The sequence below is a fragment of the Myxococcus sp. AM011 genome (assembly GCF_013372595.1).
Classification (GTDB): domain Bacteria; phylum Myxococcota; class Myxococcia; order Myxococcales; family Myxococcaceae; genus Myxococcus; species Myxococcus eversor.
In genome coordinates this window covers 38,574-54,426 of record NZ_JABXEM010000037.1, presented here as the reverse complement: position 1 = coordinate 54,426, position 15,853 = coordinate 38,574, and the positions used below count along the sequence as shown (strand labels likewise).

Annotated in this window: 14 protein-coding genes; 6 read left to right on the top strand and 8 right to left on the bottom strand. The window is 69.7% G+C overall.

Translation table 11 applies throughout. The annotated features are described in order from the left end of the window. The first annotated feature begins 98 nt into the window (after positions 1-98). Both HUW62_RS10495 and HUW62_RS10490 read left to right on the top strand, forming a co-directional pair. Positions 99-668 (top strand): FtsX-like permease family protein, encoded by a 570-nt coding sequence (locus HUW62_RS10495; RefSeq protein ID WP_176434339.1) that lies wholly within the window; start codon positions 99-101, stop codon positions 666-668. Positions 669-733: 65 nt separating this feature from the next. Beyond that, the gene (locus HUW62_RS10490; protein WP_163869359.1) at positions 734-1,714 is read left to right on the top strand and encodes a GlxA family transcriptional regulator; all 981 of its coding nucleotides are present in this window, start codon (positions 734-736) and stop codon (positions 1,712-1,714) included. 96 nt (positions 1,715-1,810) lie between these two features. Here HUW62_RS10490 and HUW62_RS49630 read toward each other — a convergent pair whose 3' ends face one another. The 3 genes from HUW62_RS49630 to HUW62_RS10475 all read right to left on the bottom strand — a co-directional run bounded on the left by HUW62_RS49630 (position 1,811) and on the right by HUW62_RS10475 (position 4,839). Continuing rightward, on the bottom strand, positions 1,811-3,007 hold the full coding sequence (locus HUW62_RS49630; RefSeq protein WP_176434338.1) for a M57 family metalloprotease: 1,197 nt from the start codon (positions 3,005-3,007) through the stop codon (positions 1,811-1,813). A gap of 257 nt (positions 3,008-3,264) precedes the next feature. Beyond that, positions 3,265-4,131 carry a hypothetical protein gene (locus HUW62_RS10480; RefSeq protein WP_163869357.1) on the bottom strand — a complete coding sequence of 289 codons (867 nt, stop codon included), beginning with the start codon at positions 4,129-4,131 and terminating at the stop codon, positions 3,265-3,267. Positions 4,132-4,398: 267 nt separating this feature from the next. Continuing rightward, positions 4,399-4,839, bottom strand: coding sequence for a hypothetical protein (locus tag HUW62_RS10475; protein WP_163869356.1), 441 nt, complete (start codon positions 4,837-4,839; stop codon positions 4,399-4,401). Between the two features lie 220 nt (positions 4,840-5,059). Here HUW62_RS10475 and HUW62_RS10470 point away from each other — a divergent pair, with 220 nt between their 5' ends. Beyond that, entirely contained in the window at positions 5,060-6,067 is a 1,008-nt protein-coding gene (locus tag HUW62_RS10470) for a cupin-like domain-containing protein (protein ID WP_163869355.1), read from the top strand. An 18-nt stretch (positions 6,068-6,085) separates the two neighbouring features. Here HUW62_RS10470 and HUW62_RS10465 read toward each other — a convergent pair whose 3' ends face one another. Beyond that, positions 6,086-6,253 (bottom strand): hypothetical protein, encoded by a 168-nt coding sequence (locus HUW62_RS10465; protein ID WP_163869354.1) that lies wholly within the window; start codon positions 6,251-6,253, stop codon positions 6,086-6,088. Positions 6,254-6,310: 57 nt separating this feature from the next. Here HUW62_RS10465 and HUW62_RS10460 point away from each other — a divergent pair, with 57 nt between their 5' ends. Together HUW62_RS10460 and HUW62_RS10455 are read left to right on the top strand one after the other, a co-directional pair. Further along, on the top strand, positions 6,311-7,366 hold the full coding sequence (locus tag HUW62_RS10460; protein WP_163869353.1) for a cupin-like domain-containing protein: 1,056 nt from the start codon (positions 6,311-6,313) through the stop codon (positions 7,364-7,366). Next, positions 7,363-8,262, top strand: a complete 900-nt coding sequence (locus HUW62_RS10455) for a hypothetical protein (protein ID WP_163869352.1) — start codon at positions 7,363-7,365, stop codon at positions 8,260-8,262. Before HUW62_RS10460 ends, HUW62_RS10455 begins: the two co-directional genes overlap by 4 nt. On the opposite strand, the gene HUW62_RS10450 is transcribed toward HUW62_RS10455, so the two are convergent. The 3 genes from HUW62_RS10450 to HUW62_RS10440 all read right to left on the bottom strand — a co-directional run bounded on the left by HUW62_RS10450 (position 8,231) and on the right by HUW62_RS10440 (position 12,738). After that, the gene (locus HUW62_RS10450; RefSeq protein WP_163869351.1) at positions 8,231-8,608 is read right to left on the bottom strand and encodes a hypothetical protein; all 378 of its coding nucleotides are present in this window, start codon (positions 8,606-8,608) and stop codon (positions 8,231-8,233) included. The two genes, HUW62_RS10455 and HUW62_RS10450, sit on opposite strands and share 32 nt — an antisense overlap. 8 nt (positions 8,609-8,616) lie before the next feature. Beyond that, a complete protein-coding gene (locus HUW62_RS10445) occupies positions 8,617-9,888 on the bottom strand; it encodes a hypothetical protein (RefSeq protein WP_163869350.1) in 1,272 nt (423 codons plus the stop codon). 84 nt (positions 9,889-9,972) lie between these two features. Beyond that, the gene (locus HUW62_RS10440) at positions 9,973-12,738 is read right to left on the bottom strand and encodes a CHAT domain-containing protein (RefSeq protein WP_176434337.1); all 2,766 of its coding nucleotides are present in this window, start codon (positions 12,736-12,738) and stop codon (positions 9,973-9,975) included. A 209-nt stretch (positions 12,739-12,947) separates the two neighbouring features. Here HUW62_RS10440 and HUW62_RS10435 point away from each other — a divergent pair, with 209 nt between their 5' ends. After that, a complete protein-coding gene (locus HUW62_RS10435; RefSeq protein ID WP_176434336.1) occupies positions 12,948-13,898 on the top strand; it encodes an FAD-dependent oxidoreductase in 951 nt (316 codons plus the stop codon). A gap of 2 nt (positions 13,899-13,900) precedes the next feature. Here the strand turns inward: HUW62_RS10435 and HUW62_RS10430 are convergent, their stop codons facing one another. Next, the gene (locus HUW62_RS10430; RefSeq protein ID WP_163869347.1) at positions 13,901-15,643 is read right to left on the bottom strand and encodes an amidohydrolase family protein; all 1,743 of its coding nucleotides are present in this window, start codon (positions 15,641-15,643) and stop codon (positions 13,901-13,903) included. Positions 15,644-15,853 lie beyond the last annotated feature (210 nt).

Below are 15,853 nucleotides of genomic sequence, written 5' to 3'. Positions count from 1 at the left end.
GCCCGTGATGCGGGATCTCTCCTGTTTTTTTTCAAGCAGAAGACGGCATACGAGGTTACTGCGCGTCTCGTGGGCTCGGAGAGGATCCACCGCGCGAGGTGTATCTCCCCTTCGCGCTGCAGCCCTTGCGGGACATCCGGGTGCTCGTGCGCACGAGCGGAGCTCCGATGGCGCTCGCGCCACACGTGCGTGAGCTGGTGCACGAGCTGGACTCCGTGCAGCCGGTGACGGACGTGCGCACCCTGTCGAGTCTGCGGAGCGAGTCGCTCGCGGCGCCGCGCCTGATGACGTTGCTCCTCGGCTTCTTCGCGGTGCTGGCGTTGGTGCTGACCTGCACGGGATTGACGGGAGTGGTGGCGTTCTCCGTGAGCCAGCGGGTGCGAGAGCTCGGTATCCGTCTGGCGCTCGGAGCCGAGCCCTCCAGTGTGCTGAGCCTGGTGCTGCGTCAGGGCATGAGCCTGGTGCTTGCCGGCCTGCTGATGGGGACGGCCGGCGCACTGGGGCTGTCGTGGCTGATGGAGGGGCTGCTGTTCGGAGTGGAACCCACGGACCCTGTGACTCTCGTGGGAGTGGTGTTGTTGCTGGGCGGTACGGGAGCGGTGGCTTGCCTGCTGCCCGCCTTGCGTGCCGCCCGGACGGACCCGGCCATCGCCCTGCGGAGCACATGATGCCCATGGTGTAGGTGCCCCATGGCCCTGCGGGCGGGATTACGATGCCGGGTCTCGAGGTGCACATGGCATCGGCGGTGCGGCGTGTGGGCATTGTTTGCTACGAGGCTCTGGAGGCCTTGGACCTCGTCGGGCCGCTGGAAGCGTTCTCGAAGGTCCAGACCGACGGACAGCGCCACTATGAGGTGGTGCTGGCGGGCCTTCACCTGGGGGAGTTCCGGTCCGAGTCAGGGCTCGCCTTCAAGCCGCATGTCCTGCTGGAAGAAGCCAAGGGGCTGGACACGCTCATCATTCCAGGAGGCGCGGGACTCCGGAGACCCGAAGTCAGGGCACCGGTGGTCCGTTGGCTCAGGGCTCATGGACATACGCTCAGGCGAGTCGTCTCTGTCTGCACGGGCGTCTACGCACTCGCGGACTCGGGCCTGCTCGACGGTCGGCGGGTGACCACGCATTGGCAGTTCGCGGAGGACGTGGCGGCTCGCTTCCCGAAGGTCCGTGTCGAGCCAGATGCCCTGTTCATCAAGGACGGTGCGTTCTACACGTCCGCGGGAATCACCGCGGGCATCGACCTGGCGCTCGCGTTGATTGAAGAGGACCACGGTCCACGTGCGGCCCTCTCCGTGGCGCGTGAGCTGGTGATGTACCTCAAGCGCCCGGGAGGTCAGGCCCAGTACTCGGAGCCACTGCGCTTCCAGGAGGAGGGCGGTGGGCGCTTCGGAGACCTGACGAGCTGGATGGTGGTCAACCTCGCCGGAGACCTGTCCGTGGAGGTGCTGGCACGCCGTGCGTGTCTGAGTCCACGACACTTCGCCCGGCAGTTCCGGACCGTGTTCGGGCAGACGCCCGCTGCCTATGTGGAACGGCTTCGTCTGGAGGAGGCGCGCCGCAGGCTGGTGGATGGAGATGGCGGCATCGAGCAGGTGGCCCTCTCCGTGGGGTTCCAGAGCGCGGATGTCTTTCGCAGGGCCTTCGAGCGCCGCTTCGGTGTAGCTCCGAGCACCTACCGTCGAGGCTTCGGCACCCCTGCGTTCCTGTCAGTGGAGTGACCGCGAACAGTGCTGTCCGTCGAGGTGGCAATGCCCAGATGGAGCCATCCATCTGGGACATCAAGACATGGTTGAGGCCAGCGCCGTGCGGAGACGTCACTGCATGAAGAGGACGAACGTCTCCCAAGCGCCGACCGCGGGGCGGTCGGCGTTCACCGCGCCCGAGTAACCGCCGCCGCCGCCGTTCTCGGCCACCACGTATTGTCCATTGGAGGCTTGCAGGGCCACGCGGTCTCCGGTCTGGAAGCGGCTCCGCCCTTCGATGTTGACGAGGCGGAAGGACTCCCAGCCCTGGGCGACGGGGCGGTTGGCGTTGACCACACCGCCGCCACCGTTTTCGGCCGTGACGAACTGGCCGTTGAAGGCGCGCAGGTTGATGAGGTCATTGTTGAGCAACTCGCCGCCGTTCAAGTCGACGTAGCCGAAGCTCTCCCAGGTGCTGATGGCCAGACGGTCAGCGCCCACGAACGAGCCGCCGCCGTTCTCCGCGACCAGGAAGTGGCCCGTGGCGGTACGGAAGGCCAGGGTCGCTCCGCTCCGGGGATACATCGCGAGCAGCGCGGTGACATCGCTGCCCGTGAACTCTCCGGTCTCCGACGAGCGGAAGCATGCATTCATGATCGAACCCCCGACCACCGCGTTGGTCGGCGTGCCGGGAATGTGGATGGCACCGACGCCCGCGGTGCCCTCGTTACCGCCAGTGCCGCAGCTGATGGTGCGGTTGTAGTAGTCCGAGTGACGGAAGCCGATGGTGTGGCCGAGCTCGTGCGTGATGACATGCTCGATGACGTCGACGCCGTACTGGCTGAGCAGGCCGCCAATGGTGATGGACCCGAACGGCAGGCCATTGGCAGGGAATCCCGCCACGCCGCCGTTCATGTTCGGGTCGATGTTGGCGTTGATGGTGAAGCTGCAGCCGGTGCTCGGCGTGCGCGCCATCGAGAATCGGAGCGACCGCTCCGAGTAGTTCTGGATGGCCAGGTTGAGGGCCGTGCTGAACACCCCGGTGAAGGCAGCGCCATTGACGCAGATCTTCGTCACGGCCGGGCCGACGAGGTTGGTCGTGCGGTATTGCTCCTCGGAGGTGGGGGCCTCCAGCATCTCGCGAGAGGCCTCCAGGCTGACCTCCGCGTCCCTGCCGACATAGACGGTCTCTCCCACGACCTGGATGTCATTGGCCGGGAAACCGGCCTGTATCAGGTTGTCGACAATCTCCTGTGTCTGTGCGGGCTGCTCTCCGCAGCCGACGACCAATGCGCTGCTCGCGACGAATGCGAGAATGAAGCCCTTCAAGGTCCTGGGGGTGTGGTTCACAGACAATCCGGTCGTGAAGGCTGGGCGGATGAGACATCGCCTGCTCGAGCCTTCTCGCGAGCAGGTTGGCCACTGCCCTATCGACCTTCATGTTCAGCGGCGACGAATTCGCGGGTGCTCCGCGCCCGTGTGTCGTCTGGAACTTCACGGCGTCATCGCGGGACGCAATTGTGTTCCTCAAAGACACACTGTCGTTGTCGCGGCGCGCGGCTCGTGGGTTGTCGGCGCCTGCGGGCTCACGGTGCGGGAGGAGAGAGCGCCCGGAATCCCTCCGCGAGCGCGAGGCCGATGTTGCCCATCAGGTCCTGTCGCGCGTTGACTACATAGAGATGGGGCGTCAGCGCCCACACCTCTCGGACGATGCGGCGCGGAGGGGGAGGGGGCTGAGTGCTCAGCTCCGCCTGGAGCAGCGGCAACACCTTGTCGGACAGCCGCAGTGCCGTATCCATCACGAAGACCGCCACGTGCGGACGCAGCGCACGCACGCGCCGGAAGAAGGCTCCTACTTCATCTGGCGCAAGGTGCTTGGGTGGCGAGGACTTCATCTCCAGATAGACGAGCCGTCCCTCCGCCGCGCCCACGACGTCCAGGTCTCCGCCGACGTCGGGCGCGTGGAACTTCACGCCCGCAGCCACGTCGAAGCCGAACCGGCCTCGCAGCTCGTGCGCGACGTACCACTCCAGCGTGCCGCCGAAGCTCGCGGCTGGGTACACGAGTTGGTATCGGCCATCCGCCTCGCGCGTGGCCAGGTCCAGGGACACCAGGTCCTCGGCGAAGGCGGTGGCGCCGGCCTCCTCCAGATATCGCGTGGCCTCCACGGGCGTGAAGCTGCCGTGTCGCAGGATGGCGCCGCGCAGGAAGAGGCGGAACGCATAGTGGCCCAATCGCTCCACGAGCCGCTCCGCCCGCGCGCCGCTCACGTCAGCGGGGAAGGGCAGGTCCAGCGGCGCGACGGTGGCCTGGAACCCCCGGCGCGCCAGCATCGCGAGGGGCTCGTTGCCGGGTGCCAACAACAGGCGCGGCGTGGGCGATGCGCTGGCCTCGCCCAGCTCCAGCTCACGCGCCGTGGGAAGGTCCTCCTCGGGGGGCGGCTGCTCCGTCATGGCCTCACCCTAACCCGGGGCGCGACAACGTGCGCCACTTGGGGCAGGACGTCAGACGATTCGCGTGCTCCATCGAATGACACCACCTCGACCATGTCGCATGCTCCGCGCACGACCTTCGAGTTATCGCGCGACGTTCCATGGTTCGCCCAGGTCGACCCTCGGCTCACGCTGAAAGGAGAGGTCGACGCTTACGAGCTGTCGCGCAACGCTCCGTCGTCCAACACGGAGCGATGCCTGGCTCACGATGAAAGAGGAGGTCGACGCTCACTGCACGTAGACAGGGCAGTAGCGCAGGAACTCCGTCACGGGAGGCTGGCAGAGCTGGAGGATGCGCGAGTCGTCACCGAAGCTCTTGCTGCGTGCCTGGAGGTAGCAAGCCGCTGGGTCATCGTCGTTCGTCGCGAACTGACAGAGCTGGAGCGCCTGTGCCTGGGTCAATGAGCCCTCGTCCTGGACGCGCAGGAAGCACTTCGCGGGAGCATTGGAGCGGGCGCCGCGACAGAGCTGGGTGGCCACGTAATCGTCGCTGAGGCCTCCCTGGCTGGCGGCCGAGTAGCAGGAGACCTGGGGGGCGAGCGCCACCTCGCCGTCATCGTCGTCCTGCGCGAGCCCGCTTGCCGGAGCGACGAGCAGGAGCAACGCACCCAACCCTCCCGTGCTGGCGAGCGACAGGCACGACCGGAACCTCAAGCTGGATGATTTCATCGCGGGCCTCGTCCGGAGAATCTAGGACTCCGTCCGCCCACGGGACTCGCGGCCCGTGCAGTCGCCCCCCGTCGGGACAGGCGGGAAGGCGCCACCCGGGCCTCGTGCCGCCTACCGCACGGAAGAAAACGCACACCCGCTGAAACCGTCTGTCCCCTGGCCTGCCCAGGATGACCGAGCGCCTTGTACAGTGCCCGGCGCGCAGGGCAGCGGAGGGGACATGGCCAACGTGGCATCCAGCCTGGGCTCGGAGTGGCGGGCATGGCTGGCGGAGAACGTGGTGCGAGGCGTGTCCTCGGCGCGACTCGTCGACACGCTGGTGTCGGCGGGCATGCCGCTCGCGAACGCTCACGCGGAAATCGAAGCCACCCGTGCGCACCCGGCCGTGGCGGCGGGTCTCCGTCGCATGGGTCCCCACGAGGACATGCTCTCGCTGCTCGACACCCGCGTCGCGCTGCACCGTCACTCCGGACGCCACCAGCGCCTGGAGCGCCAGGAACACCTGGCCGTGCCCACGCTGATGGAGCGCTACTACCTGGCGCACGAGCCCGTGCTGCTCGCGGGCTTCATGCGGGACTGGCCTCTCATGGCGAACTGGCGGCCAGAGGCGCTCTCACGTCGCTACGGAGACGTGGAGGTGGAGGTCATGGCGGGCAGGGAGTCCCGCGCGGACCACGACGTGGAGCCGGATGCCTGTCGCGCGGTGATGCGCCTGGGCGAGTTCCTCCGCAGGCTGGAGGAGGGCGGCCCCACCAATGACCTCTATCTCACGGCCCGCAACTTCGCCCTGGAGCGAGAGGAGCTGCGCGGGCTGCTCGACGACGTGCGCTATCCACCGGGCCTGTTGCGCGCTTCGGCGCGGGCCGGCGCCGTGAAGCTCTGGGTGGGTCCCGCGGGCACGCGGACGGAGCTGCATCACGACCTGGGCACCGTCCTCTTCGGACAGGTCTTCGGCCGCAAGCGCTTCCGACTCATCCCCTCGTTCCACACCCACCACGTCTACAGCCACCTCGAGGTGTGGAGCCAGGTCGACGCCGACCGTCCCGACCTCACGCGCTTCCCCGCATACCGCGAGGCGGACGTCCTCGAAGTCATCGTCGAGCCCGGAGACATGCTGCTGATTCCCGCGGGGTGGTGGCACTGGGTGCACGCGCTCGACGTCAGCGTGTCCGTCACCTTCCAGGAGTTCGACGTCCCGGAGGGCAATACGTGGTGGAAGCTGGGATGATGCCCATGCTCCGCGCCGTCATTTCTCCAGCGGCGGCGTGGTGGGCGGCGGGGTGGGAACGGCGCGCTCCTCGGGCGGCGCGGAATGACCTCCCGGGTTGGGGACGATGCGCGGCGCTATCCGCGTGGCCGGGTTGGGTGGCGGGTTCGGGACGATTTTTGGAGCAGGATCCTTTGAAGTCGTCATGCGGTCCCCAATGCAACGGTGTGGCCTACCCGAGTGGTATATCGCACCGCGCGAACCATGACTCCTGACGAGCGCGAGAGCCTGCCGCCCCCGGTGCGTTCCTGGCTCGCTGAAAACTTGACCGCGGGCGTGGACCCCTCACGGCTCGTCCAGGCGCTCCAGGCCCGTGGCCTGTCCGAACCACAGGCGCGTGAAGCGGTGGACGCCGTGGCCTCGCACCCCGCGGTGCGTCACGGCCAACAGGCCCATTTCCGGCGCCGGGAGCTGGAGGGGCTGCTGGAGACGCGGGCCCGACTCCATGCCCAGCGCCACCCTGGCACCCCTCCAGTCGGCGTGGAGCGACAACGCCACCTGGCCCCCAAGGACTTCTTCGAGCGCTATTACGTCACCAACCAGCCCGTCATCCTGGAGGGATTGCTGGACGACTGGCCGGCGCTGACGCGCTGGAGTCCGGAGTGGCTGGCCGAGCGCTTCGGTGACGAGGAGGTGGAGGTCATGGCGGGCCGCGACGCGGAGCCGGACCCGGACTTCCATGCGGAGCGCCTGCGCCGGACGCTGCCCCTGCGCGAGCTGGTGTCCCACGTGCGCGACACGGGTGTGTCGGACGACGTGTACCTGGTGGCACGCAACAGCCTGTTGCTGCGCGCCGCGTTCCGTCCGTTGCTCGACGACCTGACTCCACCTAGGGGCTTCATCCATCCGGACCTGAGCGCCCCGGACAGCGTGCACCTGTGGTTCGGCCCCGCGGGGACGGTGTCGAACCTCCACCACGACCACCTCAACGTCCTCTTCTGCCAGGTGCTGGGCCGCAAGCGCTTCTGGTTGGCGCCGCCCTGCGAGACGCCTCGGCTCTACAACGACAGGGGCCTCTACAGCGCGGTGGACATCCTCGCGCCGGACCTGGGCCGCTTCCCGGACTTCGCGCGCGTCACGCTGCACTCCTGCGTGGTGGGGCCGGGTGACGCGCTGCTGATTCCGGTGGGGTGGTGGCACGCGGTGCAGGCGCTCGACGTGAGCCTGTCGGTGACGTTCGTCAGCTTCGACCGGCCGGAGCGCAACGTGGAGTGGCGCGACTATTGGATTGGCCCCAGGCCAGAGAAGGTCCACCGATGACGGATGCGGACACGCGCGCTCCTGGAGCGCGAACGACGGGCTCGCTGGCGCCGGAGTGGCGGCGCTGGGTGGTGGAGAACCTGCTGCGCGGCGCGGAGCATGACGACCTCGTGGCTGTCCTGGAGCGCTCGGGCGTCGACGCGTCGCTCGCTCGCGCGGCCGTGCGGGCCGAGGCCGAGGACCCCTGCTACCTGGGCGCCGCGCGCGCCGTCGCGATGCAGCGCAAGCTGGAGGGGCTGCTGGACCTCTACGCCGACCTCCATCGCCAGTCGGCGGGCCCGACGCACGTCGCACGCCACGACGCCTTGTCGCCCGAGGACTTCTTCGAGCGCTACTACTTCCAGAACCTCCCCGTGCTGGCCCCTGCCACGGTGCTCATGGACGCGGTCTCGGAGGACATGGGTTCGCGGCTGGCCACGCTCGCGAGCGGAGCCAACGCCACGAGCGAGGCACCCGGCGCCTTCGTCGTGCCTCCGGGCTCCAGCGAGCTGTCGCGCATCTCGGTGATTGCGCCCCCGGGCCTGGTGACGGCGGAGGCCCCCGCGGGCCTGTGGTGGGACGAGCCGGGCGCGGAGGTGCCCCTGCGGCCCTCGCGCCGCAACACCCTGGTGTGTCAGGTGCGAGGGCACCGCGGGCTCCAACTCGTGCCCGCCCATGCGTTGCATCGCGTGCTGGGCGCCACCTCGGTGCCGGACGGCGTGCCGCGCCTGGAGGTGGAGCTGTCGCCCGGTGAGCTGCTGCTGCTTCCCGTGGGGTGGTGGTTCTCGCATCGCTCGCCAGAGGGCGGCGCAGCGATTGTCTTCGAGTCCTTCGCCGCGCCCGAGCCCAACGTGTCGTGGACACCCCGGCCGGAGTCCCGCGAGCCTACGCCTCCTCCTCGCTCTCCAATCGACTGAGGAGTTGTCGGGCCAGCTCCCGCAGCGCGGGAGCGGAGGGCTCGCGCTCCAGTCGCACCAGGTCCTCTCGGATGAGGGCGAGCCGTCCCGCCTGCGCGAGAATCTTCAGCGCTCGCGACTGCACCAGCTCCTCGGGGGGCATGGAGTGGGGGACGGGCGGTTGTCCTCTCAAGGGGACACGGCCTCGCTGCGCCAGCAGCTCCACCAGCACTCCCACGTCGGCGTCCTCCAGGGGGCCGACCTCCATCTGCTCCAGGGCCCCCATCAGCTCCCCCCAGGCGAAGCCGCGGGACGGAGGTTTTCGCTCCGCCACCATCCGCCTGAGCTGTTCGCGTGTCGTCGGCATGACAACTCCTAGCGTGTCCACATGATGTCTATCTCCGGGACCTGCTCCGTCCCGACGGTGATGCCGAACTCGTTGCGCCCCAGGTCCACCTCCCAGAGTCTTCCGTTCGCGCGCAGCGTCCCCATGAGGAAGGGCAGCGTCGGATGCAGGTAGCGGCGTCGGAAGGAGGACTCCGCGCCCAGTCTGACGGGGCGGCCATCCGCCGAGGGCAGCGGCATGTCCAGCTCCACCGCCTCTGTCCGGAAGCAGGCGTCGTAGAGATACAGCCGCCCTGAATCCTCCAGGAAGTTGAGGCAATGGCCGTCGTCCCAGCCAGCCATGAAGACATACCGGGACTCCACGCGGCCCAGCAGCTCCACGGGTTCGTCCGGCGCGAAGGGATAGCGCACGCAGTCATGGAAGCGCCCCTGCAGGCGCGTCAGGCGGCTGGGCTCGAGCTGGTTGATGCCCGGCGCCACCGCCACCATCGCCTCCCAGCGCACCTCGTCCGTGCGCGGGTCGTCCTTGGGCACCAGGTGCAGCGTGCGGCCCTCCAGCGTCACGCCCTGACAGTTGGCCAGCTGCTGGAAGAGCTGATACCAGCCGCCGCACATGCCGCCGCCCACCGTCAGCATGTGGCGCACCGTCCACGCGGGCACGCCGTAGCGAAGCCCCGTCTCCGGCAGGCCTCGCAGCAGCGCGTCGCAGATGTCCTTGCGCGACTCCAGCCCCGCGCACCAGCGGGAGGACCAGCGCACCAGCGGCACATAGGCCCCGGAGGGCGGCGCACCCGCGCCTCCTTCGCGCATGGGCGCGCCGGTGGTGAACAGCTCATGTCGGCTGTTGCCCAGGAAGAGCTGGCGCGCGCTGCCGTCCGCGTCCGTCCACTCGGCCACCCACTGGAGCTCCAGCGAGTGCGTGCCGATGTGGTTGGGCAGCGGCCGGTTGAAGGGCACCGGCTCCGCGAGCGTGCTCCAGCCCGCCGTGCGCTCCAGCGTCACCGGGTGCGGCCCGAGCCAGCGGATGGGCGTGTCCGGGCCATGGGCCGGGGACAGAGAGCGGCCGAAGGCGCTCAGCTCGAACGACGCGGGGACGAAGTGGTTCGCGAGCAGGGAGACCTGGACGGAGGGCCGCGCGCCGCGCACGTAGGCGATGGGCTCGGCGCGGTGGTCCCGAATCCACTCCGGCTGTTCTCCCAATCGGGTGTCGGTGATGGGGCTCCACAAGGCAACCGTGCCGCTGTCCGCGTCTCCTCGGTCGAAGTGCAGGCTGTAGATGGCCAGCGGTTCCGCGATGTGCATGTCCACCCCCCCCTTGCCCGTGCCGGAGGGGCACGGACACTGCGTCACGGCCTCCGGCGACACCCCCACGGGCCGCCGGTGGTCCTACTCATACAACAAGACGCGCGTCACCCACGGCGCGCCCTTCACCTCGCGCAGCCAGCGCAGCCGCTCCGCGCGCAATGCCACCGCCGGTGTCGCCCCCGCGTGGATGCGCTCCCGGACGCCCTGGAAGAAGCGGCCCGCCGAGTCCGGGATATCCACCGTCGCCGCGAACACCGCGCGTGCCCCCGCGCCGACGAAGGCCTGGGGCAGTGATGACGTCTGATGCAACAGGGGCGGCAGCCGCGCCGCGCTGCAAGCGCCCAGCAGCACCACCGGCGAACCCTCCAGGCGCACCTGCTTCAGCGCCTCCGAGGTCAACGCGTAGCGCCCGTCATATTCGGGAGCCAGGGCGATGACGGGGGCTTCGGACAGGCTGCGGTCCACCACTCCGTGCGCGTGGAACTCGATGTCGGTGGCCCGCGCCATCGCCTCCAGCACGCGCGAGGGCGTGGCCTGCGCGCCGGACAGCTCCATCGACTGGCCGATGGGCGCGGGCGTGGACTCCCACGAGGACAGTCGCGCCAGCCCCAGTCCCGAGGGCGTCTCCACGTTGGCCACCACCAGGTGCAAGGGCGGGGGCGGCTTCTTCTTCGGCTCCGCCGCGACGCCCGTGGCCACGCGGTAGCTCCACGCCATCTCCGGCGGGAGCAGTCCGGCCCGGCTGTCCAGCGGAGGCGCCGCGAGCACGTCCACCCGAGGGCACGTGCGCAACAGCGTCAAGAGCTTCTCCGGCACCAGCCCGGACAGGTCTTCTCCCAGCGGCTCCTTGCGGGAGGCGTCATGGTGACCGAGCACCTGGCCCCGGGGCCCGAGCGCGACCACCACGGTGCGCTCGGCTTCCGTCGCGGCGATGAGCGCGCACTGCTTGGGACTGGTGACGCCCAGGTGCCTGGCCACGACGCCCGGTACCTCGGAGAATGCGCCCGCCTCGCCAGCCGTGACGGCCATCGTCTGGTAGGCCACCGCCACCGCGTCGCGCGCGTCCGCGTCCGTCGCCAGCAACGGCGCGGCCTGCTTGATGAGGGCGGCGAGCCGCTCATTGCCCTGCTTCCGGTCCTTCAGCAGCTCGAAGCGCGCCCGCACCAGTTGGGCGAGCATGCGGCGACCGGGAGTCTCCCGTTTCGCCTCGGCCCGGGCCAGCTCCGCGCTGATCTGCGCCGCGTCCTCGGGCCGAGGGTCCATCCGCATCAGGTCGGTGAGGGTCCAGGCGCCGATGAGGTCCACGGACGTGGCGCACTCCTGCGCGAGCACCATGGCGCGGCGGGCCTCCTTGGGCCTCAGCCGCATCAGCTCCAGGGACGCCAGGTTGCGGTGGACGTAGTTCTTCACGCCGCAGGAGTCCGGATCTCTCGCCAGATACTCCAACAGGTATGCGCGCGCGGAGGCCACGCGGAACTGGAAGCGGGCCGCCTGGGCGAGCGCGCGCAGGGCCGCGGACTCCAGCCCCCACTCGCCCATCGCCTGGGCTTCGCGCCAGCTCGCCAGGGCCGTCTCCTCGGCTTCCGACAGCCGGTTGGCGGACGTGGCGCTGTGGCTCATCTTGCGCAGCAGGTCCGAGCAACGCGGGCGCAGCCGCTTCTCGCGACAGAACGTCAGCGCGGCCTTGAGGCGCTGGTCCGCCCGCCACGACTCGCCCGCGAAGCCCTCCTGCCGCGCGAGCTCGTCCTGCACCAGCAGGTGGATCCACGGGTCATCCCACTCGCGGGCCAGCTTCTCCAGCTCCTCGGGCGGGCTCTGGGCCTCCGGCGACAGCAGGCGCGCGCCGAGCAGCAGGTCCTGTTCACCCGCGCCGCGCAGGCGGGTGAGGAACTCCGCCGAGGCGGGCTGGCGCTCGCGCACGAGTCGCGCGTACTCGGCGGCCAGTGGCGCGCGGCGCGTGAAGTCCCGTGTGGCCACGGCGCGCGTGTGGTCCGCCAGGGCGGTGCCACCGTGGATGCGGTCCAACAGCTCCGCGAGAGGCAGGAGCGCCAGCACCCGGGCGGACGTGGGCGCGGTGCGCACGGCGTCGTAGAAGAGGCCGCGAGAGATGCCGGGATGCTGGCGGGCCTCTTCCAGCGGAATGGGGAGCGTGGGGTCCTGGGCCAGCTTCGTGAGCGCGGCCAGCGTGCGCTTCCAGGACGTGTCCCGCTGACTCACGGACGCCCGCAGCGAGGCGGCGTGCTCACGGGCCTCCGTGCTCCAGCCGGGCTCACCCAGGGCGGCGACCTGGTCGAAGACGGAGGCCGCGAGCAGGTGCAGCCCCATCTCCCGCAGCACGAGCGCCCGGTTCCACAAGGCCTGCGGATGACGGGGCGAGGTCTCCAGGATTCCGTCGAGCGAGGTGAGCGCCTCGTCATGGCGCTTGAGCAGGAAGGCGGCGACGGCCTGGTCGTTGTCGCGATTGAGCGACGGCGGCGCGTGCGCGAGGTGCGCGAGGCCTTGCTGTGGATCTCCATGAAGGAGGTAGGACGCGGCGATGCCCGCGCGGTCTCCGCTCTCCTCCAGTCGGGCCAGCTCCCTCAGGGGCACGGCGATGGAGGGACGCTCCTCGCGGGGCCGGACATAGGGGCGGTGCACATCCGCGGCGGGGACGCTGAGTCGGGGCTCCAGCGGACGGGTGCGGGTGTCGGTGAGCCACAGCAACTCGTCGCGACGGTCTGTCAGCGGCCCGGAGCGAGCGATGAGGAGGGCGGGGAAGACCAGCAGGGGCAGCAAATGCCACGCACGCAGGCGCGGGGCGCGTCGCCCGCGAGTGGACTTCCCTGGTGCATCCAGCTCTGCCGCCATTCGCTGGACCCTCCCCGTCGCTCCACGTCCCATGGCGTGGAGCCGTCACTGAGACTCCGAGTCTTAAGCCATAACGTATGAGGGGAACAAATCGTGGCGGAAATCGTGTCAGTGAAATGCGCGCCGGGTTGGAGTTGACGGCCTGAGTCAAGACGACCCGGGTGTGCGTTGGCGAAGCCCGAGGGGCCTCCCGGAGCTAGGGTGACGCCATGTTCATCGTCATCCTCGGCGGTGGTGTGTCGGGCCTGTCGTGCGGCATCCGGTTGCTGGAGGCCGGGCACTCGGTGGAGGTGTGGGCGCGAGAGCTGACCCCGCACACGACGTCGGATGTCGCCGCGGCCGTCTGGTATCCCTACCGGGCGTGGCCGCAGGAGCGCGTCAATGCGTGGGCGAAGCGGACATATACCGTGCTGGAGTCGCTCTCGCGCGAGCAGCCCTCCGCGGGCATCCTGAGCGTCCCCGGCGTGGAGGTGTTCCGGCGTCACGTCGAGGACCCGTGGTGGCGCGACAGCGTGCCGGACTTCCGTCGGGCGCGCGCGGATGAGCTGCCGCCGGGTGTGTTGGAGGGTTATCACTTCACCGCGCCTGTCATCGAGATGCCGCGCTACCTGCCGTTCCTCATGGGGCGCCTGCGCGAGCTGGGGGGCCACGTCGTCCAGCGAGAGGTGCGCTCGCTGGAGGAGGCATGGGCGCGCGCGTCCCTCGTGGTGAACTGTACGGGCCTGGGGGCGCGCGAACTCGTGGGTGACGAGACGCTGTTTCCGGTGCGGGGTGAGGTGCTGCGGGTGACGCCGCCTCCCACGGACCGCTTCATCTTCGACGACGAGTGCGAGCACGGCATCGCCTACGTCATTCCCCGCGCCCACGACTGCATCCTCGGCGGCACGGTGGAGGAGGGGAATGCGTCACTCGTCCCCGACGCGGAGGCGGCCCGGGGCATCCTGGAGCGCAACGCTCCGCTCCTGCCTCCGGGCGCGCCGCTGAACGTCGTGGAGCACAAGGTGGGGCTGCGCCCCGGCCGTCCCACCGTGCGACTGGAGGCGGAGGTCTTCGGGGAGCGCGTCGTGGTGCATGACTACGGCCACGGCGGCGCGGGTGTGACGCTGTCGTGGGGGTGCGCGGAGGAGGTCGTCGAGCTCGTCTCCGCGCACGCCCGCTGAAGTCATGCCCTCGCGCGGAGCACCTGTCCGAAGCCGCGCTCCTGGCCCAGGGCCGGTGACACCGCGCCTTCCGTCACCGCCTCGCGTCCGGAGATGAGCACCGCCTTCACCGCGGCGTCATTGCGGCGCACCAGCCGGACGAAGCCGCCGAAGTTCTCCATGGGCGCCTCCGCGATTTCGTCGAGCTTCGCGTCCAGGCCCTCGGGGTTGATGACGACGAGGTCCGCGCGGCTGCCCTCCGCGAGCACGCCCGCGTCCAGACCGAACCACTCGCCAATCTCGCCGGTGAGCCGGTGCACCGCGCGCTCCACCGTCATGAAGGGCTCGCCGCGCTTCTGGGCCTCGCGCACCAGCCGCAAGAGGCGCAGCGGGAAGTTGTAGTGCGCCATGTTGCGCAGGTGCGCTCCCGCGTCGGAGAAGCCGACGAGGATGTCCGGGTGCTGGCAGATGAACTCCAGCTCCTCGCGCCTGTCGTTGGCCATGACGGTGTACCAGCGCAGCGCGTCCCCATGCGTGGCCACCAGGTCCAGGAACACGTCCACCGCGTCGCGGCCCTGCTCCTGGGCCACCTGCGCGAAGGACTTGTCCACCATGCTGGCGTCCGGGCACGCGAGGATGCGCGACTGGTTGAAGTCGCGGTGGAAGGCGCGCGGCAGGAAGCGGTTGGTCCACTGGCTCCGGAAGCGCGAGCGATACTCCGGGTCCTTCAAGAGCCCCGCGCGCGAGGCCGCGTCCTGAAGGTGCAGGGCCGCCGCGCCCGCGCCGAACTCCTCGAAGACGACCAGGTCGATGCCGTCCGCCCACAAGTCGAACACCTCCGGCAGGGCCTGCCAGCGGAAGTTCGCGCCGAACAGCGTGTTGGCCGCGCGCGACAGGACTCCGATGAGCCGGTGGATGCCCCGGCTGGCGCGCGGGTCCATCATCGAGATGACCGTCGTCTTCAGCGTCTTGCGGAACAGGCCCATGCTCTCCAGCAGGAACAGCACCACGTTCACCTTGGTGCTGATGTTGGGCACGCCCTGGAAGACGCGGCCCCGCTCGCGCAGCAGCTTCGTCAGTCGGCGGTACTCGCTCCAGCGCGCGTAGGTGGAGGGCAGGGGCCTGCTGCGGACATCGCGCGAGCCGCCCATCTTGTCCCACTTGAGCGTCATGATGGACATGCCCAGGTAGCCCAGGTCCAAGCCCTCGGTGACCATCGCCTCCATGCGGCGCAGCTCGTCCTCGGTGGGACGCAGCCCCGGCTCCAGGCTGCGATGCAGGCCCATGGCGTGCGCACGCAGCGCGGAGTGTCCCAGCATGGACGCGACGTTGGGTCCCAGCGGGAGCGTCTCCAGGTGTTCCAGGTAGCCGCCCAGCGTGTCCCACGTCTTTCGCTCCTCCAGGAGCGTGCGGACGGCGTCGTAGGGGATGGCCTCCACGCGGCAGAACATGTCCGCCAGGTCCTCGGGCTTTCCCACCGCGAGGCTGAGCGAGCAGCTCCCCACCACCACGGTGGTGACGCCGTGGCGCACCGACTCGGAGAGCGATGGAGCCAGCTCCACCTCGGCGTCGTAGTGGGTGTGCAGGTCGATGAAGCCGGGCGTCACCCAGTGGCCGGCGGCGTCGATGACGCGCGTGTTCGGCCCGCGCTCAATCGGCCCTTCCGTGAGGGCGGCGACCGTGCCTCCGCGGATGCCCACGTTCAGCTTGCGCGGTGCGTTGCCCAGACCATCGAATACGAGTCCGTTCTCGACGATGAGGTCCATGCGCCGAGCCTAGGCCCGTCGTTCTGTCCACTTCCACCCGGAAGCCTCCGACACGAGGGCCACCGGACAGTCGGGCGCGGTGCGTCATTTCGAGACGGGCGCTCCCGCGACGAGAGGAGGGGCGCCTGCTCGCAGGGCCGCTCTCACGTGCTCCCATGCCTACCTTGGCGTCCTGACCACACGCACGCGACACGAGCGCGGGAGGCGAGA

Coding starts and splice junctions, on each gene's coding strand:
- HUW62_RS10460 (WP_163869353.1), top strand. CDS start 6,311: ATGACTCCTGACGAGCGCGAGAGCCTGCCGCCCCCGGTGCGTTCCTGG.
- HUW62_RS10445 (WP_163869350.1), bottom strand. CDS start 9,888: ATGCACATCGCGGAACCGCTGGCCATCTACAGCCTGCACTTCGACCGA.
- HUW62_RS10450 (WP_163869351.1), bottom strand. CDS start 8,608: ATGCCGACGACACGCGAACAGCTCAGGCGGATGGTGGCGGAGCGAAAA.
- HUW62_RS10440 (WP_176434337.1), bottom strand. CDS start 12,738: ATGGCGGCAGAGCTGGATGCACCAGGGAAGTCCACTCGCGGGCGACGC.
- HUW62_RS10465 (WP_163869354.1), bottom strand. CDS start 6,253: ATGACGACTTCAAAGGATCCTGCTCCAAAAATCGTCCCGAACCCGCCA.
- HUW62_RS10475 (WP_163869356.1), bottom strand. CDS start 4,839: ATGAAATCATCCAGCTTGAGGTTCCGGTCGTGCCTGTCGCTCGCCAGC.
- HUW62_RS10435 (WP_176434336.1), top strand. CDS start 12,948: ATGTTCATCGTCATCCTCGGCGGTGGTGTGTCGGGCCTGTCGTGCGGC.
- HUW62_RS10430 (WP_163869347.1), bottom strand. CDS start 15,643: ATGGACCTCATCGTCGAGAACGGACTCGTATTCGATGGTCTGGGCAAC.
- HUW62_RS10470 (WP_163869355.1), top strand. CDS start 5,060: ATGGCCAACGTGGCATCCAGCCTGGGCTCGGAGTGGCGGGCATGGCTG.
- HUW62_RS10455 (WP_163869352.1), top strand. CDS start 7,363: ATGACGGATGCGGACACGCGCGCTCCTGGAGCGCGAACGACGGGCTCG.
- HUW62_RS10490 (WP_163869359.1), top strand. CDS start 734: ATGGCATCGGCGGTGCGGCGTGTGGGCATTGTTTGCTACGAGGCTCTG.
- HUW62_RS10480 (WP_163869357.1), bottom strand. CDS start 4,131: ATGACGGAGCAGCCGCCCCCCGAGGAGGACCTTCCCACGGCGCGTGAG.